The sequence below is a fragment of the Nocardia sp. NPDC005745 genome (assembly GCF_040630775.1).
GTDB lineage: Bacteria > Actinomycetota > Actinomycetes > Mycobacteriales > Mycobacteriaceae > Nocardia.
The window spans coordinates 243336-265619 of the sequence record NZ_JBEXYF010000003.1 but is presented as its reverse complement, the minus strand read 5'-3'; the positions used below and the strand labels follow the sequence as shown (position 1 = coordinate 265619).

Annotated in this window: 20 protein-coding genes; 6 read left to right on the top strand and 14 right to left on the bottom strand. The window is 66.8% G+C overall.

Features of this window, described 5'->3' with window-relative positions; translation table 11 throughout:
* The first annotated feature begins 166 nt into the window (after positions 1 to 166).
* Positions 167 to 1558 carry a wax ester/triacylglycerol synthase family O-acyltransferase gene (locus tag ABZ420_RS05560; RefSeq protein WP_357117353.1) on the top strand — a complete coding sequence of 464 codons (1392 nt, stop codon included), beginning with the start codon at positions 167 to 169 and terminating at the stop codon, positions 1556 to 1558.
* A gap of 47 nt (positions 1559 to 1605) precedes the next feature.
* Here ABZ420_RS05560 and ABZ420_RS05555 read toward each other — a convergent pair whose 3' ends face one another.
* A complete protein-coding gene (locus ABZ420_RS05555) occupies positions 1606 to 2502 on the bottom strand; it encodes an alpha/beta hydrolase (protein ID WP_357117351.1) in 897 nt (298 codons plus the stop codon).
* 174 nt (positions 2503 to 2676) lie between these two features.
* Between ABZ420_RS05555 and ABZ420_RS05550 the strand changes: the two genes are divergently transcribed.
* A complete protein-coding gene (locus ABZ420_RS05550; RefSeq protein WP_357117349.1) occupies positions 2677 to 3420 on the top strand; it encodes a glucose 1-dehydrogenase in 744 nt (247 codons plus the stop codon).
* A 1-nt stretch (position 3421) separates the two neighbouring features.
* Here ABZ420_RS05550 and ABZ420_RS05545 read toward each other — a convergent pair whose 3' ends face one another.
* Positions 3422 to 4420 carry a YdcF family protein gene (locus ABZ420_RS05545; protein ID WP_357117347.1) on the bottom strand — a complete coding sequence of 333 codons (999 nt, stop codon included), beginning with the start codon at positions 4418 to 4420 and terminating at the stop codon, positions 3422 to 3424.
* Between the two features lie 197 nt (positions 4421 to 4617).
* Here ABZ420_RS05545 and ABZ420_RS05540 point away from each other — a divergent pair, with 197 nt between their 5' ends.
* On the top strand, positions 4618 to 5808 hold the full coding sequence (locus ABZ420_RS05540) for a lipase family protein (protein ID WP_357117345.1): 1191 nt from the start codon (positions 4618 to 4620) through the stop codon (positions 5806 to 5808).
* 75 nt (positions 5809 to 5883) lie between these two features.
* Here ABZ420_RS05540 and ABZ420_RS05535 read toward each other — a convergent pair whose 3' ends face one another.
* Entirely contained in the window at positions 5884 to 6135 is a 252-nt protein-coding gene (locus ABZ420_RS05535) for a CsbD family protein (protein WP_062969707.1), read from the bottom strand.
* A 242-nt stretch (positions 6136 to 6377) separates the two neighbouring features.
* Here ABZ420_RS05535 and ABZ420_RS05530 point away from each other — a divergent pair, with 242 nt between their 5' ends.
* The 3 genes from ABZ420_RS05530 (at position 6378) to ABZ420_RS05520 (ending at position 9501) form a co-directional block, all read left to right on the top strand.
* Positions 6378 to 6773 carry a DUF6010 family protein gene (locus tag ABZ420_RS05530; protein ID WP_357117343.1) on the top strand — a complete coding sequence of 132 codons (396 nt, stop codon included), beginning with the start codon at positions 6378 to 6380 and terminating at the stop codon, positions 6771 to 6773.
* Between the two features lie 552 nt (positions 6774 to 7325).
* Complete coding sequence (locus tag ABZ420_RS05525) at positions 7326 to 8234, top strand: SGNH/GDSL hydrolase family protein (protein WP_357117341.1); 909 nt, start codon at positions 7326 to 7328, stop codon at positions 8232 to 8234.
* Between the two features lie 13 nt (positions 8235 to 8247).
* A complete protein-coding gene (locus ABZ420_RS05520) occupies positions 8248 to 9501 on the top strand; it encodes an acyltransferase (protein ID WP_357117339.1) in 1254 nt (417 codons plus the stop codon).
* Here the strand turns inward: ABZ420_RS05520 and ABZ420_RS05515 are convergent.
* From ABZ420_RS05515 to ABZ420_RS05465, 11 genes are all read right to left on the bottom strand, one after another.
* Positions 9468 to 10709: a serine hydrolase domain-containing protein gene (locus tag ABZ420_RS05515; protein WP_357117337.1), complete on the bottom strand. Its 1242-nt coding sequence runs from the start codon at positions 10707 to 10709 to the stop codon at positions 9468 to 9470. The two genes, ABZ420_RS05520 and ABZ420_RS05515, sit on opposite strands and share 34 nt — an antisense overlap.
* Positions 10709 to 12766 (bottom strand): hypothetical protein, encoded by a 2058-nt coding sequence (locus ABZ420_RS05510; protein ID WP_357117335.1) that lies wholly within the window; start codon positions 12764 to 12766, stop codon positions 10709 to 10711. Before ABZ420_RS05510 ends, ABZ420_RS05515 begins: the two co-directional genes overlap by 1 nt.
* Positions 12767 to 12777: 11 nt before the next feature.
* A complete protein-coding gene (locus ABZ420_RS05505) occupies positions 12778 to 13776 on the bottom strand; it encodes a protein phosphatase 2C domain-containing protein (RefSeq protein ID WP_357117433.1) in 999 nt (332 codons plus the stop codon).
* Positions 13776 to 14447 carry a VWA domain-containing protein gene (locus tag ABZ420_RS05500; protein ID WP_040865669.1) on the bottom strand — a complete coding sequence of 224 codons (672 nt, stop codon included), beginning with the start codon at positions 14445 to 14447 and terminating at the stop codon, positions 13776 to 13778. The genes ABZ420_RS05505 and ABZ420_RS05500 overlap by 1 nt, the downstream gene beginning before the upstream one ends.
* A 127-nt stretch (positions 14448 to 14574) precedes the next feature.
* On the bottom strand, positions 14575 to 14889 hold the full coding sequence (locus ABZ420_RS05495; RefSeq protein ID WP_357117333.1) for a hypothetical protein: 315 nt from the start codon (positions 14887 to 14889) through the stop codon (positions 14575 to 14577).
* A gap of 9 nt (positions 14890 to 14898) precedes the next feature.
* Positions 14899 to 16059 (bottom strand): hypothetical protein, encoded by a 1161-nt coding sequence (locus ABZ420_RS05490; protein ID WP_357117331.1) that lies wholly within the window; start codon positions 16057 to 16059, stop codon positions 14899 to 14901.
* A 173-nt stretch (positions 16060 to 16232) separates the two neighbouring features.
* Positions 16233 to 18182 carry a vWA domain-containing protein gene (locus tag ABZ420_RS05485; RefSeq protein ID WP_357117329.1) on the bottom strand — a complete coding sequence of 650 codons (1950 nt, stop codon included), beginning with the start codon at positions 18180 to 18182 and terminating at the stop codon, positions 16233 to 16235.
* Positions 18179 to 19432: a KH domain-containing protein gene (locus ABZ420_RS05480; RefSeq protein WP_357117326.1), complete on the bottom strand. Its 1254-nt coding sequence runs from the start codon at positions 19430 to 19432 to the stop codon at positions 18179 to 18181. Before ABZ420_RS05480 ends, ABZ420_RS05485 begins: the two co-directional genes overlap by 4 nt.
* Positions 19429 to 21003: a hypothetical protein gene (locus ABZ420_RS05475; RefSeq protein WP_357117324.1), complete on the bottom strand. Its 1575-nt coding sequence runs from the start codon at positions 21001 to 21003 to the stop codon at positions 19429 to 19431. Before ABZ420_RS05475 ends, ABZ420_RS05480 begins: the two co-directional genes overlap by 4 nt.
* A 521-nt stretch (positions 21004 to 21524) precedes the next feature.
* Positions 21525 to 21809: a helix-turn-helix transcriptional regulator gene (locus ABZ420_RS05470; RefSeq protein ID WP_357037490.1), complete on the bottom strand. Its 285-nt coding sequence runs from the start codon at positions 21807 to 21809 to the stop codon at positions 21525 to 21527.
* 146 nt (positions 21810 to 21955) lie between these two features.
* Complete coding sequence (locus tag ABZ420_RS05465; protein WP_357117322.1) at positions 21956 to 22282, bottom strand: hypothetical protein; 327 nt, start codon at positions 22280 to 22282, stop codon at positions 21956 to 21958.
* Between the last annotated feature and the right edge of the window lie 2 nt (positions 22283 to 22284).

Here is a 22284-nt window from a genome sequence, read left to right as displayed (position 1 = left end):
CGTCGCGCGTTCCTACAAATCCGTAGCAAGCATCATACACATATATGGAACCTTCGGTAACACACAAAACGGCCGGCCGCCGTTGTACGGTGACATCACTTCGCGACAGTCATCACACCGTCCGCGATCGCCACAAAACTAGAACATGTTCTAGTAGGCTTTTGCTATGGAACGATTGACCGGATTGGATGCCAGCTTTCTCTACTTGGAAACCGGGACCCAGCATCTGCACGTGTGCGCGCTGCTGATCCTCGACCCGTCGTCGGGTGACTACTCGTTCGAGGGCTTCAAAGCCGAACTGGCCCGGCGGATTCCGCTGATTCCGCAGATGCGCCGTCGCGTGTACGAGGTGCCGTTGAATCTCGACCATCCCGTCTGGGTGGAGGACGCGAATTTCGACCTCGACTACCACGTGCGCCGGATCGCGATCGCGCCCCCGGCCGGGCGCCGGGAACTCGCCGAACTCGTCGGGGACATCGCCAGCCGCCCCATGGACCGCGATCGGCCGCTGTGGGAGATGTCGGTGGTGGAAGGCCTCGACGACGGGAGGGTCGCGGTGGTCTGGAAATACCACCACGCCGCCGTGGACGGCATCACCGGCGCCAACCTGATGATGCACCTATGCGATCCGGAACCGGGCGCCGCCAAAGAGGTCCCCGACCAGCAGTGGCGCCCCGACCCGAAACCGAACGACTGGCAACTGCTCGCCGAAGCGGTGGTGAAGTTCCCGGCCCGGGCGGGCATCGTCGGCATGCTGCCGAAAACCGTCGGTATCGTCGCGAGCTTCGCCCAGCGCCGCCGCAAGAACAAGGCGGGCATGGCGGTACCGTTCTCCGCTCCCCGCACGCCCTTCAATCTCGCCATCACCCCGCATCGCGCCGTCGCGTTCACCGACGCCGAACTCGACGCCATCAAGGAGATCCGCTCCGCGTTCGGCGTCAAGGTGAACGACGTGGTGCTGACCGTCGTCGCCGGTGCGCTGCGCACCTATCTGGCCGGACGCGGCGAATTGCCGGATCGCTCGCTCATCGCCTCCGTGCCGGTGTCCGTGCACGAGTCGACCCGGCACACCGCGGGCGTCAACAAGGTTTCCGCGCTGTTCGCGACGCTCGGCACCGACATCGCCGACCCGGTGGAACGCTTGCGCGAGGTGGCCGAGGCCAATCGCGGGGCCAAGGAAGAGCACGAGGTGATAGGTGCGGACTTCCTGCAGGACTGGTCGAAATACGCGCCGCCGAACACCTTCCGCCTCGCGGCCCGGATGTACTCGTCGCTCAAGCTGGCGGAGGTGCACCCCGTGGTGCACAACCTGGTGGTGTCCAACGTGCCCGGTCCCCCGATGCCGCTGTACTTCCTCGGCTTCCGGGTGGACGGGATGTACCCGTTCGGGCCGGTGTTCCACGGCGCGGGCCTGACGGTGACCGTGCTGTCGAACAACGACAAGCTGAACTTCGGTTTCATCGCCTGCAAGGAACTGGTGCCGGACATCGGGGCGCTCACCGACGCCGTTCCCGGCGTGGTCTCCGAATTACTCTCCGCGGCGCGGACATCGGGCTGAGTGCCGGTCGACTGTCCGCCATCGCCGCCGGACAGGACCGAGCACCGTCAGATCTTCGCCGTGACGGCCGCACAAGCTTCGAGCAACACCGGGACGAAACGATCGGCCTCGAGCACGCAACACGCGTGCCCGGCCGCGACACGGTGCGTGCTCGCCCCCGGGATCATGGTCGCCATCTCGACCTGGCGGTAGACCGGGACCGCCCGGTCCCGGGTCGTGACGACCACGGCGGCCGGCATCGTCAGGCTCGGCAGCCACGCGGTCGCGTCGAAGCGTCCGACCGCGGCGAGCACCTGGGTGAGCGCCCAACCACTGGTACTGCGGAACTCGCCCAGTGCCCAGCGATCCAATCGCCCCGCCGTCCAGGTGACCACCGGGAGCTCGGGCAGACGCCCCGCGAGCTTCTCGGCCCGGCGGTAGGAGTAGGGCCCCACGGCGGCGGCGAAGGCCGCGAACGTTCGGTGAAAAGCGTGCTCGCGCCATTTCTCGCGGAACCGATAGGGCGTCGCGCAGAGCACCAGTCCGCTCACCCGATCCGGATGGCGATGCGCCGCCAGCAGGCCGACGATCCCGCCCAGCGAGAACCCCGCGCAGATGGCCCGATCCAGTCGCAGCGCGTCGAGCACGGCCACCACGTCGTCGGCGCAGTCCTCCAGGGTGAACCGCTCGGAGCGGATGCCGCGCCCGTGCCAGCGCTGGTCGAACAGGATCACCCGGTACCGCTGCGCCAACGCCGCCAGCGACGGGAACCAGGTGAGGTACGCGGTGCAGGCCGTGGCGTGCAAAAGCACGAGCGCGGGCGCGTCCTCCGGGCCCGGGATGTCGACCACGTAGGTCCGGCCCCGGCCCGGCAGTTCGACCAGGCGGCCACCGGGCACCTCGGCGATGTCGGGCACCCGGAAACGTCCACCGAACCGCGTCGCGCTTCGGCCGGGGTTCGTCATGACGTACCTCCCGAGCGGTCACACCGTGGCAAGTTTTAGAACACGTTCTATACGATCATGACACATCTGCGCGCGACCCCGGAGCGATCACCTGGGCTACTGTCGCGAGACGCGCCGCCCAAGGCGCACTTCTGTAACGTGTTACAGACGGTTCGAGAGACGGAGGTACCCCGGATGGGGCGGTTGACCGGCAAAGTGGCGTTGATCAGCGGCGGAGCGCGCGGCATGGGCGCGGCGCACGCCAGGGCCCTGGTCGCCGAGGACGCGCGCGTGGTGCTGGGCGACGTGCTCGACGACGAGGGCGCCGCGGTCGCCGCGGAACTCGGCGACAACGCCGCCTACGTCCACCTCGACGTGCGCGAGCCGGGCGACTGGCGCAAGGCCGTCGACGAGGCGGTACAGCGGTTCGGGTCGCTGAGCGTCCTGGTGAACAACGCGGGCATCGTGAACGGCAACCTGCTCGTCGCGTTCGAGCTGGCCGAATGGCAGCGGATCATCGACATCAACCTCACCGGCACGTTCCTCGGCATGCAGGCCGCCACACCCGCGATGATCGAGGCGGGCGGCGGCTCGATCATCAACGTCTCCTCCGTCGAGGGCATGCGCGGCAGCCCGGGCCTGCACGGCTACACGGCCACCAAGTTCGCCGTGCGGGGGCTCACCAAGTCCACCGCGCTCGAGCTGGCGCAGTACAAGATCCGGGTGAATTCCGTACATCCCGGCTTGATCCGCACTCCGATGACAGAGAACATCCCCGAGGACTTCCTCCAGATCCCGCTCGGTCGCGCCGCCGACCCGGCCGAGGTCTCCGCACTGGTGACCTACCTGGCCAGCGACGAGTCGTCGTACTCCACCGGCGCCGAGTTCGTCATCGACGGCGGTCTCACCGTGGGCGTTCCGCACAAGAGCTTCGGCTGAGTCATCGGCCGGTGGCCAGCAGCACGAGGGGCGGCAGCGACACCAACGCGAGGCCCATGAGCACATTGCTCCACTTATAGGCCACCAGCAACGCGGCGAATTCGCGCAGGAAAGCGCTCGGCAGGTAGTAGAAGGCGGTCCTGGCGCCCGTCACCTCGGCATCGAGGCGGAGGCGGCGCGCCAGGATCGCCGTGCGCAGCACGTGGAAATTGCTCGTCACCAGCACCATGCGCGTGGTGGCGCCGCGCTCGCCGAGCAGCCGCTTGGTGAAGAGCAGATTCTCCTCGGTGGTTTCCGAGCGATCCTCCAGCACCACGTGGTCTTCGGGCACCCCGTGGCGGATCAGGTAGTCCGCCATCGCCGACGCCTCGGAAACCTCCTCATCGGAACCCCTACCGCCACTGGCGATCAACAGCGGGGCGCGTCCCGCATCGGCTTCGCCGCGGTAGACCTCGATCGCGCGATCCAGGCGCGCGGCCAGCAACGGCGGCACCTCGCCGTCGACCAACCCGGCGCCGTGCACCACGATCGCGTCCATCTCGGGACGATAGGACAGCAGACCGTAGCAGAGCGAATACAACAGGAACGCCGCGAACAGGAACCCGACGTAGCTGATCGCCATCGTCAGCGAGGCCAGCAGGACTACCAGCCAGCGATTTTCGGTCACCAAGGCGAGAGCCAGCACCAGATAGGGCACCAGCAGCCCGAAGCCGAGCCCGAGCGGCAGCAGATGCGGAAGACGCCACCCCTCTCGACGCACCAATTGCGCGCCGTTGGCGATCGACAACCCGGCGAGCACCAGGACCAGCAGCGGCGACAGGAGCACCAGCAGCGGTGCGAGCACCACCGGCAGATCCCCTTCGGCGACCCGGCCCACCGCCCACGCGCCGACGAACCCCGCCCCGAGAAGCAGCAGCACTCCGTGGCCCAGCCTCCTGCGGTCCCTGCCGAATCGCACCGCGAACACACCGAGCAGGACCACACCGACCAGCAGAAGCACCGGGCTACGGTAGCCCACCGGGGGACGGCGCGCGCCTGCGTCCACAAGCGGCGCGGCTACCTCGGCTTTTTCCGACCGTCCCCTACAGTGTGCAGGTCCGGGCATCGGTCAAAGCGACCGGCGGCCGGGAGCATTCGACTTCAGCACACCAGCGTTACGGAACAGCACGTCGTGATGAATGGGAGTCGTCGAAAACCATGCTTCGATTGGTCATCGCCACCGCCGCGGCCGCGCTCTGCGTGATCACACCGCAAGCCGCAGCGCAGCCGATCTATCCCGCACCCGATCCGGATCCGTTCTACGCCACCCCGGCCGGCCTGGACCGCGCCGCACCCGGCGATGTCCTCGCGGTACGGCAGATGCCCGCACTGCCCGTGTTCCCGGGCTCGACTGTCACGATGATCAAGTTCCGCTCCACCAACTCCGTTGGCGACCCGATCGCGGCCACCACTACCGTGCTGACTCCGCCGAATCCCACCCCCGGTAGGCCGCTGCTGTCCTACCAGCACATCATCAACGCACTCGGCACCCAGTGCTCGGTGTCCCGTGTGCTCTACACCAGCGATCCCAACCTGGCGGTGCGCGAAGCACCCGCGCTCAACGCCCTGCTGCTGCGCGGCTGGTCGGTCGCTCTCCCTGATCATCTGGGCCCGACCAGCGCCTACGGTGCCGCGAAACTCGGCGGCATGATCACCCTCGACGGTCTGCGCGCCGCCCGGCGGGTCGCGGAACTGGGGCTGGTGGACAGCCCGATCGCCCTGCTCGGCTACTCCGGCGGCGGCATGGCGAGTTCGTGGGCGGCCGCGCTGGCGCCGACCTACGCGCCGGAACTGCCGCTGGCCGGGGTGGCGGCGGGCGGGGTGCCGATGAATCTGGTCAAGATGATCGAGGGTCTCGGCTACGCGCCGCACGCGGCATTCGGCCTCGCCTTCGCGGCGGCCCTCGGACTGGAGCGGGAATACCCGGCACGGCTGCCGGTGAGCGAGCAACTGAATTCGGTCGGATTGGCGGTCCGCAACCGGATCGCCGACAGTTGCACGAACGAGATCCTCCTGGCAGGCGCCGGGCGCGGCATCGTGGATGTGGCGGCCTCGAATTCGCTGGCCGACGACCCGCGCGCTCGCGGGGTGCTCGAGGAGAACAGTCTGGAACTCTACGACGGTATTCCGGCCGTGCCGCTCTACCAATGGCGCGCGGAGAACGACGCGCTGATCCCGGTGGAGTCGGTCGATGCCACGCTCGGGCGGTATTGCCGTGCGGGCGTGCGCGTGCAATACGAGAAATTCCACAGCCCGGATCATTTGTCCGCCGCCGTACTCGGAATCCCGTCCGCGCTCGATTGGTTGGACGCGCGCCTGCACGACGTGCCCGCACCGAGTAATTGCTGAGGGCGGCCCGGTCGGCGGCAATTCACCGCCGACCGGGAACGGATCGCACCGCCACATCGGATGTCGCGGCGGGAGCTAGACGTCCTTGCCGCTCTCGTACGCGTTCTGCCGCGCCTCGTCGAGATCCGCGTCCGCACGGGCCTTTTCGGCCTCGGCTTCCTTCTGCGCCGCGTCCCGCTGGGACTCGGCCTTGTCCTGCTGGGCGCGACCCTCTTTCTTCAGGTTCTCGTCACCGGTGACGACGCCAGCGGCTTCCTTCGCCTTCCCCTTGATGTCCTCGACGACACCCTCGACAGCTTCCCGGGGTCCGCTCTGATGCTCCGGCATCACATACCTCCCATTGATTAGTCGGCTGACATCCGCCGCATACCCGTCCCCGACCTCATCAATCGTCCTGTGACTCCCACCACCTGCCACCTCCACAACCGGAGACGCCGTCATCCGACGGAGACGACTGCGCCGTTTGGCGAATTCCCGGTGAGACGTGGCTTGAATGCCACTGGGCGGCAACGAGCCTCGCCGATACATTCGATTCGCCGAAGGCCCTGCTCACAAGGAGTCCACCGATAATGAGTTATGTCGCGCCGATACTGATCGGCGTCCTGTACGCGCTGGCCATGTCGGCGATTCCCGAGCCGCATCGCCGCCGTTTCAACGCCGTCATGGTCGCCGGCGCGGGAGCCGCGTACCTCAGCGGAGGCGGATTCGGCGGCTGGGAATTCGTCTTCACCGCCGCCGTCACCTACTGCGCCTACCGGGGACTGGAGTCCTGGACGTTCATCGGCATCGCCTGGCTCCTGCATACCGCCTGGGACCTGCTGCACCACTTCAAGGGCAATCCCATCATCCCGTTCGCGCACGACTCGTCCCTGGGCTGCGCGATCTGCGATCCGGTGATCGCCGCCTGGTGCCTCTACGGCGGTCCCTCGCTGTTCCGTCTGCGGGGCCAGGCCGCCGTTTCCTGACCGCTGCCCCGCTACTACGCGTAATCGCCGGACGAGCGGCCGATCAATACCCAGAACGCGGCTCGAAGCCGGGGTCGGGGAGAGAGGGCGGCTCGGCCTGCGGCGGCTGCACGGGTATCGGCTGCGGCGCGGGCTGCGGGACCCGTACGACTGGGGCTTCGACCGGCGGCGGCGCAGCGGCTTCCGGTACGGCAGCTTCGGATGCGACGACCTCCGGCACCGCGGCTTCCGGCGCGGCGGCTTCCGGCGGCCGGTTCGCGGCTTCCGAAACGATCGGCGGCGCGGGCTCCGCGACCGGCGCCGGATCCGTAACCGACGTCGGCGAGACAGCGCCGACAGGCGACGGCTCGGACGGCTCGCCGCACCCACCGACCGCGAGGGCGGCGATACCGGTCGCGATCAGCAATCGACGAGATCCGAATCGGCTGGTGCGCACGGTGCCAGGCTAATCGCGCACCCCGTCGAGGGCAGTCCACCGTTCGACCGACAGCGGCGCGCGGCGCGGCGCGGCGATACTGGATCCTCCTGTGCCATCAAAAGATTGGGTGTGTGATGAGGTCGCTCCGAGGGAGGTCGACGGTCACCGCGGTGCTCGCGGCGGTGTCGTTGGCCGTCCTGATCCCTGGCACGACCGCCGTGGCCGATCCGGCCGGCGGGACCGCACTGGTCGTTCTGGGCGATTCGTTCACGGCGACCGCCCCCGTCCTGGGCCACGCCGACGACGGATGCACCCGTTCGCCCTCTTCCTGGCCGAACCAACTCGCGGCGGCGACACAGCTGTCCGGGACGGCCCGATTCCTCGACGTGTCCTGCAACGGTGGCACGATCGACACCGGCAACGGCTGGACGCTTGTGCACCAGGCACGGAAGGCGTTCGCGCAGGGTGCTTTCGGGCCCGACACCCGGGTCGTCCTGATCCAAGCGGGACTGAACGACGTGTGGGGCAACTCGACCGGAACGGCGTTCCCCTCGACCGACTGTCTGCTCAATATCGTGGCCGGGTGCGGGTTCGACGCCGCCGATCAGAACCGGCTGCCCGACTACCGCGCGGTGACCGGCTCCGGTTACGCCGATCGGGTACGCGAGGTCGTCACGTTCGTGCGTTACTACGCACCGAAGGCCCGGGTGGCACTCGTGGGGTATCCGGAAGTGTTCCCGCCGGGACAGTCCACCGCGTGCATGGATCTCGCTGTGGCCGGACGGGTCGTCCAGCCGCGCGCGGAAGGCTATATCGCGTACCTCGATCGAGTCCAGGACGCACAGCGGACGGCCGCAGGGCTGTTGGGGATCGAGTTCGTCGACGTGCGCGCCGTCACCGCGGGGCACGCCAGTTGTTCGGACGATCCGTGGATCAGCGGCCTTGCCGGCGCCGACTCACCGTTCGACGGCGCTCCGGTACATCCCAACGCGCGGGGCAACGGCGTCGTCGCCGACCGGATGCGCCAGCAATTCGGGCTCTGAGCAGGCCTCGCCCATGCTGCCCGACCGCCGTCCAGGCGCTGAACTGCCCTCCCTCACCGGCGCTCGATGGTGGGCGGCGTTCGCGGTATTCGTACTGCACGCACTGGTATTCCTTCCGGTCTACCCCTTCCAGAAGTCGCAGCTGTTCCGCACCATCCACGGCTTCGTTCCCATGCAATCGGGCGCGGCGGGGGTGACCTTCTTCTTCGTGCTGTCCGGCTTCGTCATCTACTGGTCGTCCCGCGACGGTAAGTCGGTCCGGCTGTTCTATCGCCGCCGAATCCTGAAGATCTACCCGACCCACCTGGTCGCCGCACTGGTCTTCGTCGTCGCGGCGGGCGTACCGCTGGCCCGTCCGGTGGTGTGGGCGCCGAACCTTCTGCTGGTGCACACCTGGGTGCCGAAGTGGACCACGCTGGGAGGGCTCAATGTGCCGTCCTGGTCGTTGTGTGCGGAACTACTGTTCTACCTCAGTTTTCCCCTTGTCGCACCGGCTGTCGCCCGGATTCCGCGGCACAGACTGTGGTGGGCGGTGGCGGCGCTGCTCGTCCTGATCCTCGCCTTGCACACCGGCTTCTACCTGGGGGCCGACGGGCCCAAGGGAATCGCCAACACCTTCGCTCCGAGGCTGCTCCGGGGTGAGGTCTCCCCCGAGTTCGAAATCCACGCCTCACCACAATGGTTCGCGCAACGCGATATTCCGATACCGCCGTCGTACTGGCTCAGCTACCTTTTCCCGGCATCACGACTGCCCGAGTTCTACTTGGGAGTCCTCGCCGCTCGCCTGGTCGCCGATGGGCTGTGGCGCAACACCCGGCTGACCATGCCGCTGACCGCGCTCGCGCTCGGCTACGCCGCCACCTGGTTCGTTCCGGTGAACTACAAGATGTCGGCGCTGCTGGTGGGTCCGATGGCGGCGGTGGTGGCCACCCTGGCCGCCCGCGACCTCGCGGGCGTCTCGGGTCTCAACGCCCGCCGCCCACTGATCTGGCTCGGTGACATCTCCTACGCGTTCTACATGATCCAGTTCCCGGTCATGGTGATCATCACCCGGCTGTTCATCGGCGGTCGGCGATACTCGATCGGCGGCTGGGCGATGTGGGCGACGGTCACTCTCGTGGCATCCATCCTTGCCGCGGCAGCGATCTATCACGGCATCGACAAGCCGATCATGAACCGTTTCGCCGGACGATCGGCCCGCGAACGCAGACGCTCGGCCATCACGATTCCGAGTCATCCACCGATCAGCGTGCGGACGAAGCCGTAGGCGATCTCGTTCGCGGGCCTTCCACCGGCGGGCCCGTCGCGCAACGTGCACAGCACGATGATGGTGATGTCCGTGACGGGGTCGTAGCCCATGAACGTCTGAAAACCCGGAATGGCCCCGTCGTGGCCCATCATCGGCCCGAACGACTCCAGCCCGAGACCGTAATGGATGCCCGCCGGATCGCTCCGGCTCAGCGGAGCCGCACTGTCGAGGCGCTGTCGCTGGAGCGGGGACCCGAGCAATTCGTCGCCACCTACCAGCTTCCGGACGTAGGCGGCCAGGTCTTCCGCGGTCGAGATCGCCGCTCCCGCGGCCCCGATCCACGAAGGATCGAGATTCGTCACATCGGTCGGCAGCAAGGTGCCCGCTCGGGCCGCCAGGACTTCGTCGTCCGGCAACCGCGGCGACGCGAGCGCCTCGACGTTGGTGCCGTACAGGTATCCATGCGGTGACGGCGCGGGCAGGGACGCGTCACCGGGGGCCGGAAAGGACGTCTTCGCCAGGCCGAGCGGGCGGAAGATCCGATCCACGAGCAACGAGCGGATATCCTCCCCGGTGATCTGCTCGAGCAGCGACGCCAACAGGATCGTATTCGTATTCGAATAGCGGAACTCCGCGTCGGGTTCGAAATACGGCGGCGACGAGAAACCCAGCCGCAAGAGCTCTTCGGGCTGCCATCTGCGCCCGGGATCCTCGTCCATCGCTCGCGCGAGCCGCGGCGCCTCGTTGTAGCTGAACAACCCGCTGCGCATGTTCAGCAGCTCGGTGATCGTGATCTGCGCGCCGTTCGGAACGCCGGGCCGGTACTTCGACACCGGATCGTCCAGTGCCAGCTTGCCTTCCCGGACCAGTTGCAGTGCGACGGTGCCGACCATCGTCTTCGTAGTCGAACCGACCCGGAAGAAATCGTCCACCGTGATCGGGTCGTCCTGCCCGACGGTCCGCGTCCCGAACGCCTGACGCCAGACGGTGTCCGGTGTGCGCACGTAGACCACCGCGCCGGGAACGAGCATCGAATCGAGAACGCCGCGCACGATCGGCTCCAGCCTCCGGCCGAGAGCAGTCGATTCACTCGGTCCCGCGGGCAACTCGTGCGTGCCCGACTCGGTTCCGCTGCCCGCGACGACAACGGTCGCGTACGCGACGACCACCGCCACACCGAGCCGTGACCAGCGCGTTCTCCCCTTGTGGATGTCGTGTATCGGCATCAGTCACCGATCACGGACAGTGTGCCGTCGGTGAAATTCGTGACATAGACGTTTCTGGTGGCGGAATCGACGACGACACCGTGCGGGCGGGCCCCGACCCGGATCGAATCGCCGGCCTCGCCGGTCCGGGTGTCGATCGAAGAAATGGTGTTGCCGGTGCGCGCGTCATCGAGACCGTGGTTGGTGACGTACACCGTCCGTCCGGGTTGATCCACCGCCACACCGACCGGCCCGAGCCCGACGCGCAGCGTCGCGGTGACCGCGCGGGTTCGGATGTCGATCACCGAGACGGTGCCGTCGGCGTGATTGGTGACGTACGCGGTTCGCGTATCGGCGTCGATCGCCACACCCCACGGCTGGTTACCGACATTGATGGTGGCGACCACCGCCGACGCGACGGGGTCGATGACCGACACCGTGTGATCGACCGCGCCGGGCGGGCCCGCGTTGGCGACGAAGACGCCGCGCGTACCGGGATCCACGGCCACGCCATAGGGATGGCTGCCGACCGGGATCGTCGCGGTGACCACCCTGGATCCGGTGTCGATCACCGACACCGTGTTCGCCTCGAAGTTCGTGACGAAGGCGGTGCGCGCGGCGGAGTCGACGGCGATGCCGTACGGCCCCGCCCCGACCGCGATACTTCCGACCACTGCCCGGCTACGCGTATTGATGACGGATACCGAGCCGCTTCCGGCATTGGTGACATAGGCGATGCCCGCTGCCGCGTCGATCGCGACCGCGGCCGGTTTCACCATGCCCGGCGCGGTGACCGACGCGGCGGCGGACGTCCGGGTATTGATCACCGAGACCGAGTTGCCCGCGCTGTTGGTGACGAACACGCTTTCGGTGTTCGGATCGACCGCGACGCCCCACGGTTGCGCCCCCACCGCGATCGTCGAAGTCACCGTCGCCGGGATCGCCGCCACGGCCGGCGCCCGGTTGCCTGCCGGGCTGGGATTGTTGCCGCCCGACGTCTTGCTGGTCAGCAAACCGACGATGACGAGAACGACGGCTATCCCGGCGATCACTTTCACGCGCGGCGAAACGCGCTGGTAGAACGGGCGGCGGCTAGTGGGCCGAGGCGGAACCGCCGGCGCGGGTGGTAGTACCGGCGCACCGACCCCGGCCGGGCCGGGCCACGGTGGTGTGCGCGTTGTTCGGGGTGGTGGCGACGGCGTTCGGGTCGTCGCGAGGGTGGCCGCGTCGGTGAGCGCCGGAAGCCAGTCCGCCGGGCGGGGCCGCTGCCCCGGAGTGGCGGACAGGGCCGCGTCGACCAGCACCCGGACCGGACTCGGCACGGTTGCGGGCAACCGGTGCGGATCGCGGGTGCTCTGGTCTCCGGCCAGCAGCCGCAGGACGAGCAACCCGAACTTGTAGGCATCCGATTGGGCGGTCGCCAGTTCCTCTCCTGGATTGATCACCCGGACCTCCCAGTCCGGAGTCTCGACCTGCGCGGACACCGACCGGGAGCGCAGTCGCATGGCGTCGCAGTCGATGAAGTACACCTTCCGGTCCGGCTGCAACGAGAAGAGCAGGTTCTTCGGCGACAGGTCACCGACCGCGATGTGGTGGCGATGCAGAATCGTCAGCGCCTCAGCGGCGTCCGCCAGCAATTCGTAACGGTGCCGTTCGGTCAAGGGGATGCCCCGCCTCGCGAGGAAGGCGTCACCGTTGAGCAGGTGCTGGAACTCCGCGGTCTTCGACTGCACCGCCGAGGACATGGTCATCTTGATGAAGAACTCGTCTGGGATCGCGGGCATCACGAACCCGGTCACCTGAATGGAGTTGTCCGCCTCCACCAGCCGGCACGGCCACGCCACCCGGGAGAGCAGATCCATGCCCTCGGCGAAGGGCAGCGATTCCAGATAGGCGGGCATCTCGTCCAGCACGTCGACCGAGACGCTGGGCAGCACAGCGGGTTTGTACTCCTTGTACACCACCGCCTTCGCGTATCTCATCCGCGCACCGGGGGCGCTGTAGACCACCCCTTGACCGCCGGAAGCCAGTTTGGTCAAAGGGCCCAGCTGACCGACCTTCACTCGCTGCTGTGTCACTGCCCGTCCCGTCAGTTCTCCCTCGGCCAGATGGCCACCAATGTGCGGTCGTCGTCGAACGTCTCCCGCGAGAAGTCCAGGGCGTGTGCGAATTCCAGCTGCGACGGCACTCGACCGGCGAGCACCGAGGCGAACAACGCGCCGACTTCGCCGTCGCCGCTTCCGAGCGGATCCCCGAATCCGTCGGTCCCCACCAGCAACACCTGACCCGGCTCGACGACCACCGTTATGGGCTCGACTTCGTTCGGAACCCTGGGCAGTCCGCTCACCGCGGACGACGTCAACCCGGAGCCGGAAGCCGGCTTACCGCCGAGCACCGGAATGAAACTCGCGCCCGAGAGCAACCACACACCGGAGTCACCGACCCCGGCCAGCGTCGCCGACAACCCGCCGTCGGCGTGCTGCTCGCACACCACACACGTCAGCGTCGTCGCCAGCGCTTGCTCGGCTTGCTCGGCATCCGCTTGCGGCAGCGACAGGACGGCAGCCGCCCGCTCGGTCAACATCCACGCGGTGTTCTGGAACAGCGAGTGCCAGCCGATGTCGCCGAGTTCCTGCGCGGGCTGCTCTTCCAGCCACTGCGTGGCGTAGCGCACGGCGGTGGTCGAGCCGATGTGCGAATGCCGCGCCGCCGACACTCCGTCGGCTACGGCCACGATCAGTCGTTCCCGATCCGGCGCGGCGGTGACGGCGAAATCGTCCTGGCGCGGAGCACCGTTGTACCGGTGCAGGTATCCGCGCACCGACGCCGCGCGGATCGTGAACGGGCCGCGCGACCATCCGTCGATCATGGTGTCCGCGCGGTAGGGCGTCCTGCCGTATTCGTCGCCGACGGCTTTCGGCTCGAACGCCGGTGTGGGATCACCGACGATGATCGGCGCGCTCGACAACCGGCTCGGTAGGGCCGAGGCGATTTGCTCACTCGCCGGTTCCGGATTCGCGGCATCGACCGTGTCCGCCGGCGAGGAGTCGTCCGGCACTTGCTTGTCTCGCTTGCTCAGAAAGCGCATCACACCGTGTCCACCGCGAGCGAGACGAAATTGTCCGGCTTCTCCACCTGAAGCGTCGCCTGGCCCGTAGCCAACGCCTGGCCCGAATTGATCACCGATTGCGTCAGCGCGGTGATGAATTTCGAGATCGCGACGCCTGTGTCGGTCCCGGCGGCGGTGATGAACGCGTAGTTCGGGCTCGTGGCGACCCGCCTGATAACGTTGGCGTCGGCCTGCCCGATGCCGAACGCGAGAATGTTGGGACGCGCCGCGAAACTCGTCAAACGCGCGTGCTCGCTCTCCCAGCCATCTCCCGGATTAGGCGCACCGTCGGTGAGGAAGAATACCGCAGGCCGGTTCACCAGATAGCCGTCGGATTTCAGCGCTGCGATATCGCGTGGTATCCGGTCGGTCAATTCGGCGAATGCCGCAGCGAACGACGTCGAACCACGAGCCCGCAGTTCCGGCATGGCGTCCAGATGCCGCAGATCGGTGGGCTCCAGATAGCAGACCGCGGTGTCGGAGAACCCCAGCACACAGAAACGTACCTTCGCCGCGGCCATGGATTCACCCTGCAAGGTGTCGAGCAGGCTGGTCAAGCCCGTGTTCAGATCCGCTACGTCGTCGACCATCGAATACGATTCGTCCGCGACGAAATACACCGGAAGAATCGTCGCCTTCGGTTCACTCATTCGGTGCCACTCCCTTTCACCTGCCACCCGGGCGTGCCAATGCTACCTTTTACCGCGAGAATTCACTGTCGGCCGTTCAACCGACAAACACGTTCCGCCGAGAATTTTTCGCACGCGCCGCCGATCGTCACGGGTCGAGCCATCCGACGAGAATCAGCACCACGACTGCGACGGCTATACCGATACCACCGATCCCCATGACGATGTCGCTATTCGTGAGATACCCGATCGCCAGCGCGAGCAAGCCGATGCCACCCGTATATGAAACAATGACATGACCGTACTCGGCCAGCACCAGAAATGCGACGAGTCCGAGAACGCCCAGGAGTAATACAATTCCGATGACCGTGGCGATGGAGACCAACGTTCCCAGTCGATCGCCGAACGAGGCATCGGCGACCCACACGGTATGCACGGCCCGGCCGTAGCGTCCACCGATCATTTCTCACGATCACCGGTCACGCAGGGCCGAGACGGTGACGAGGACCAGAGACAACCCGATGGCCACGGCGATACTCCAAGCGAAGGCGGTCGCGCTCGGATCGGTGAGCACAGCGGCGCCGCTGAAGGTGACGGCGAAGGGTAGGAGCAGAAACGAGATGACAGCGATAGTGGTCTGATTGCGGCGATCGCGGTCCTCGGACACCCGATGACGCTCCTCGCTGCGGCACCTGCGTGCCTGCGCTTCGGCGATCGCCTCGTCTTCCAGTCGAGCGCGACGGGCTTGCAGATACCGCGAGATGTCGTCCAGGTCCGCCACGACCTGTGCGTAGAGGTCGGTCATCCGATGCTGGTTCTGGAAGGCGCGCAGCACGTCCGCGACCTGCGCCCCACGCTCGGAGATGTTGTTCCACCACAGCTTCGCGCGGGTGTCGAGGATCTCGGCTTCCAGCGACTCGACCGGCCCCGCGCCGGTGCGGTCTACCCGGATATCCGCGATCCGATCCGCGATGCGGTGCAGAGCGTTCAGTTGCAGTGAGCCGAGCAGAACGGCGTCCACATGGATCGACCGCACGTAAGCCCTTGCGACGGTGTGGAATTCGGTGGCGTCGGTCGATGTCAGTGCCGTGTAGGTCACACCGTCGCGCAACACCAACGCGCGCCAATCCCCCGACAGATGGACGACCTCAGCGAAAATCCGGGGGTCGCCGGGGTCGGGCAGGCCGTCCGCCACCGACGTGCCAGACGCCAGAAACCACTGCCATCGCTGCGACGTGGACCAGGAACCGAGTGCCGTCGGATCGGAAATCGGCTCCGGCATAAAATCACCCGTCCAGCAGAGGTGGGTGACGACCCGCGGCCGCGCGGACTCGAACGACACGTCGTCGACAAGGGTGGACAGCCATCGGCGGCCCTCCCCTCGCACCTTGGTGAGTTCGGACAACACGTCGACCGGGTGCTTCGACAGCTCCAGGTGCGCGACGGCGTAACCGCCTTCTTCGCCCGACAGCAATTCCCAGCCATGGACGATCGCACCCCGCCAGTCCGGTGGCTCACCGGTCGGCCGTCTGTGCCAACGGCCGGTGGCCGCCACCGAGTCCACCGCGCCGTACAGCGCGTCGTGCACGCGGGCCGAGAAGTACGCGGTCCGGGCGTTTCGGTCGGCGACCACCGCATCGCCCCCGCGGCCGACCGCAGCACCGGCACGCGGGATCGGCACCGGCAGAGGGCCGGGGAGCCAGCCGCAAGTCGATGGCGCTCGATCGGCCTTCCATCGCACCCGAAAGATCAGGCACGCGAATACGTCAGCGGCCACGATTTCTCCTGAGTCCAGTGGTCACGGGCCTAGTAGCCTTCGATGGAGAACGCGTCGGCATATTGCTCGGCTCGCGGAGACAGCGGTGCGTTCTCGAGCACGATCTTCACCTCTCGCAGCACGTCGACCACACCGGCCAGCAAACCGACCTGCAACTTCGTCCACGAGTCGGCGTCGTCGTCGGCGAGGACCTTCCGTCCGGTCAACTTGAGGCAGACCGCACCGAGCAATTCGGCATCACGACTCTCGATGAACGCGTGCCCGTCGCTGTTGCGGAACCGCCGGACCGCGTCCATCCGCCAATCCCGGATCTTCTCGTAGACGCCGTCGACGCCGTACCGGTCCTTGGGCTCCTTGGGCTGCTCGCCTTTGAGCCGCCGGTCCAACGTCTCACCGAACGCCTGATGACAATCCAGGATCCATGACGTGAAATCGCGCGCACCGTGCAGCGGACGCCCCAAATCGAGCAGTTTGCCGTGATGCACCTGGCCGAAGAGATCGCTTTCACCGCATCGGCGCGAGAGGTCGTTCAACTGGGTCCGCAAGTCCAGCAGCTCCTCGGAAAGATCCCCGAGTCTGCGCCGCACTTCGCGGTCGACGCGGCGACCCGCGGGATGGAGCGTGTCGATCGTCGACTGCAACCTGGCGCCGCCGGGACCGGACGGTTTGCCGACATGATGCGCGACACCGGTGCCCAGATCCGCGAAATAGCTGTGCAAGACGTCTACCCCGCCGGTCCGGCTCGGATCGCCACCACCCACCCGCACCAGTTCCCGCAGTAACGCGTGGTTCGGGATCACACTGATATGCGGATCGCGCTCGCCCGGTGGACGGTTCGTCTGCCACCAGCGCATGAACGTGTCGCGATCGCCGATTCCGACGGCATGGAGGTTGATGCTCAGGAATTCGTGCAGTTCCTCGATCAGCGAGACGGGATCGGCGATCGCGACCACGGCCTCGCCCGCGGTTTCCTCGCCCTTCTCTTTCCAGTCGGCCCCGTCACTGACCAGAACGATCAATCGGTCGTTACCCGGTACACCGTGGCGGTGCAGCAGGTCGGACGCGAAATGCAGGGCCTGTCCGATGTCGGTTGCCGCGTTCTCCGGCCGCAGCAGGCCGATGGCGCCCTGGAAGTCCCGCAGTGTCCGCTCGTCGTCGGGGCCCTGGATCTCGGCCATCGAGCCCGACCTCGGGAAGACGCACATCGACGTGGTGGTGAACTTCACCAACGCGATACGGGCCACCCGCCCGGTCACATGCCTGCGGATCTCGACCATATCCATGAGCGAACGCTTCAGGGCATCCATCCGCGATATGTAGGCGGATCTCCGGCGCGATCCGAGACGGACGACGTCGGCGCGGTCCTCGATGTCGTCCCAGCTCATCGAACCGCTGCAATCGGCGAGGATCACGATGTCGACCCCGTTGCGATTGCCGGCCAGGAACACGTCCATTTCGGTCTCGGCGTCGATGTAGCAGAGGTCCGTCCGCTCCCGCCCGGAGCGGTCGAAGACCTGGCGTACCCGGAAGGACTCCCCGTCGGCGTATACCCACGAGTCGCCTCCGCCGAGATGAACCTGCTGGCCCACGATGTCCTTCGCGTTCCGCAACTGCTGGCAGACTTCCTCCAGACGGTTCTCGGTGAGCGGTTCCAGGACGATCCGCGCAGCCGGATCGCACGCCATCGCGCTCAAGCGCCAACCGTGCTCGTCGATCACGCCCAGCCGAAGCTCGTCCACCAGATCCGTACTGACGACGACGGATCCCTCCGCGACCGAAGGCGAGGCGACGATCCGCACCGCCGCCTGCCGCGACGAGTCGGCGCCCACCTCGAAGAGACCGACCCGGGCGGTTTCGACCCGGCCGGACGTACCCTGACGATCCTCGGCGCTTACGGCGACGATATTCGCGGTGACCAGCCCATTTCCCTTGGCGACCTGCAACGTGTGCCGCCTGCTGTCCCATTCGGTCGATGTCATTTCCGCTCCACTTCGACCCTGACCCCCAGGTCGTTCGACGCCGCTCGCTTCTCCGCGCCGCCGCGTCCGATGAATCTGCCCATGTATTCCGGCTCGACGTCGACGAACAGCAGGTTGGACCGAGGCCGGTAGTCCGCGAAGCTGATGTGGTTCGCCACCTCGGCGCGGCCGCGTGCCCGCAACCAAGCGGTGAGCTTGTCGAAGAGTTCGCGACCGCGTTCCTCGTCTCCTTCGAAAACGGCCACGTCCTGTTTGCGTACCTTCTCGTGCTCCTGCAACAGACGGCGCACAGCGTTGTCGGTGCGGCTGTCGTGCTGCAGCTCACCGAACATCCGGTCGATGGAAACCATGTCCAACTTGCGTGAACGAGAATTGATGAAGATATGCCGGACGATCGTCAACCGAGGCAGCCCGATATATGTGCGCCCCGCCTCGGAGCGCTGGCCGCGCCGCCGATTCGCGGTTCCCGCCACGATCTGGAAGACGATCTGGCGGTCCTCCAGCGACTTCAGCCGCCGCGCGTGATCCGGGCACAGCCCGAGCCCTCGTTTATGTGGTCCGAAGATCTGCCAGCGATACGCATGCCTGGCGCATGCCGCGTTTCCGCAAGTCGCGCGCTTGCCATCGACGACGAACTCGCAAGCGATGCTTCCGGTCGAATTGCATCCCGGGCCGGCGCATTCCGGGAATTCCTTTCGATAGCAATCGGGGCAGTACGACATGTCGGCGCCGCCGGGGTGCCCGACCCGGTGCCGGTCGCAGAACGCGTTGCGTCCCCGGCATATCTCCCCGTTGCACCAGAACGTGGCCGCGGCCCCGCACGCGCAGCTGGGCCGGTGGCGCGCACAGGTCGCGGTCATCCGACCTTCGATGACGACGGCGTGCTCGTCGCACACACGTCCCAGCCGATCCCCCTGGCCGCACCCGTTGCACAGGAAGGGCCCGTAGGTGACCCGGCCTTCCGCGGAGCAGGTCGTGCACTTGTGCCGGACCATGGCGGGCTCCAGGACACCCCGGATGGAGAAGGCCGTGGTGTCGTCGACCCGCTCCGGAGCGCGAAGCCGATCCTGTATCCACAGAACGCATGTCCGGTTGTCCCGCAGCGGGACGACGACCTTCTCGGCGTCGCGAAGGCTGGCGCCGTTCAGATGCTGTTCGATCTGCGTCCACAGCGCCCGCAACTCGGCCGCGTCAGTGGGCGGATTGCTCGTCTGCCGGATATCCAGCACGACATTGACGGGCTGATTCACGACCGCGCCCCTTCTGTGGAGCCCAGGATGATCATCTCGATGCTGGCGCGGCGATCGGTTTTGCGTGCGTAGGTTTGGTTGGTGATCAATCCGGCACACGCGCCCCTCGGCAGTCTGCGTGCCAGATCCATCAGCGCGTCCACCGCGGATTTCCGTTCGGCCTCGGCCACATCGAGACGCACGCAAACCCGGTTGTTCCGCGACAACCGGCTGCCCAGCTCGTCCGGTACGCCATCGCCGAGTTCCTCCGGCGCGCTCAGTTCGAGCACCGTGGCGTTCGGCTGCCGCAGCACCCGGCGAATCTCCTTGCTGCGACCGAGGCGCGACAGCGCCGGAGCCAGATTGCGCGGCGGGCGACCAGCCAGCAGAGCGCGCAGCCGTTCATCCATGTCACGCTGCTCGGTCAACTGGTCCAACTCGCGAATGATCTCGTCGTCCGACCGGCGCTGACGAGCGGGGCGAGCCTGCCCCTTGCGCCCGTTCGGCGTCGAACGTCGCGGCCGGGCCGTCAGCTTGGTTCGCCAGGCCGCCTCCAAGGTTCCCAGGCTGCCCGGAGCGACTCGCCTGTTGTGCCTGGTCAGCTGGTCGTCCGCGAGCGTCGCCCGATCCCGCAGCAGTGCCGCGATCTGCTCGACTCCGAATGCGTGCTGCCTGCTCCAGACGGCCAGCAAGTCGTTCTCGGTCTGGGCGTATTCCGGATGCAGCTTCGCGAGTTCCGGAGCGGAGAGCAAGGGCAGGATCTCGCGCGGCTCGATCTGCATCGCGCGCAGTTCGGCATCGAGGTCGTCGAGCAGATCGGACACCGACTCGGCAGCCGAGCGGCGGACGGTCGCCTGTTCCAGCGCCTTCCGCGGGTCGTCCGCCTCACGCTCGAATTCCCCGCCCATACCCCTGGCAATGGCGTTCGATCGGTTTCTATCGAGCATCCGTTGCGGGACGGCGGGCATACGCCGGCCGTCGCGCTCCATCATCCGCGCACGTACCGCGAGTGCTTGCAGCACGACCGCCTGCGCGACGGCCGAACTCGGGAAGATCTGCGCGTCGAGGCATCGAACGCTGACATTCGGGATCTCCAATTCCGTGTCGCCGACCGGATTCACATCCATCACCGCGAAGCCCGATACGCGGTCGTCGCGGCGCAACGCCTGCTCGACCCGCCGCAGGTGCCGGACGGACGCGGATGCGATATAGCGAGTGGAGACTTGGTCTTTCGATTCCGCCAGACGCAGCGAACCACGTCCGTTGACGCGGCCCGCGACGAACAGCGCGCGCCCGCTGAGCGCGACGAGTTCGGGGACGTAGCGCCGGATCAGGTTGCTGAGAATCTCCCGCTGCAAGTCATCGGCGACTTCGACGGAATGCCCGTCCTCGCACAGCCGACGATGCGGCGGGCCGCCCCAGGAGATGCCCGACGGCAACAGCGTCCCACCGGCCTGCCGCACCTGCTCCGCGGCGGCGGACACGACGTCGGCCAAGGCGCAGACGAGCGCGGAGCGCTGCGCGGGATCACTGATCCAGACCGGCCCGGTATCGATCCACAGACAGCCCGGCCGGTTCGCATTGAAACACACTCGCGGGAACCCCCCGCCGGAACCGGACAACGCGCTGGATGACCGTTGCAACTTTCGATGCATTTCGTCGATATCGTCTGCGACGATTACGTAGCCCTTCAGAATTCGATGCCGTAATGGAGCATTTCTGTAGGCGCTTACGAGCACAATATATACCTCATCACCCCGGCGGCGATGCGAACGTTCACGTCCCGTCGCCGATCATACTTCCGATAATGTTACCGCTGAGCTACTCGGAGGGAGGCGCCTGCGAAGAGTCATATATCGCCGACTTCGACGCGTATCGGGCAATATCTTGCCGAGTTCATGCATTTCCCGGCAGAATCCCGACCGGCGTCAGCAGCGTCATACCCGAACACCCACACCCGGGTCCCGGGCGGGCGCGCACGGTCCCGCCGTCCCGGCAGCCTCGGTCGACGCGGTCCGCGAGGGACAGCTGCGGACCCGTCGAGTCGCCCGAACCTTCGGCGCCGCAACGTCCTCCGGACCGTCCAATGGGGACGGCCCGGGACATCCGATGGTCAGAGGTCCTCGATGTCGATCAGCCCATCCTGCAATGCGCGGGCAACGAGGGCGGCCTTCGTCGGCGCGGGCCGGCCGACCGCGGCGTACTTGTCCCTGATCCGAGCCAGATGGGTATTGACCGTTCCCAGCGAGATGTACAGGCGCCGACTGACTTCCAGTTTGGAGTCCGACGCGATCCACGCCAGCAGCACCTCGATCTCCCGACCGCTCAGCGCCGGACGCTCCCGCGCCCCCAGCGCGGCGGGCAGCGGGTCGTTCCTGTGGTCGAACGCGACACTCATGAATTTTCCTTTACAACACTTCGATATTGTTTTCGAGCTACTCGAAGGCGCGCTGCCGATTCCACGGGAACTCGGCGCGTATTCCACGGTTCTTCACCCCTGCTTCGCGGCGAGACCAGCCGAAACATGTCTCGCGAGATGAACGCCTACCGCCGTCCGAACAGGTCGCGCAGACAGACCCGCAACAGGGCAACGGTCCCGACGAACAGCGTGAAGAAGATCAGCGCACGCGATAGATCACCGGAGTTCCCGGCGTTGCCCGTGTAGGCGGACTGGCCGTAGAAGAAGTACGCGATGTCGAGGAGCAACATCCCCGCCAGCACATACCAGGTCCAGAGGCGCCGCCGCGGGCCGTGGTTGATGCTTATCCGCTGTCGGCCACCGTTGTTGGCGAAGATGCTGCCGCCGTTGTTGGCCGTGTTGACTTGATTGTTCGCGTTGGGATTGTTGTTCGATCCCGGCGAAGGGTGCATTT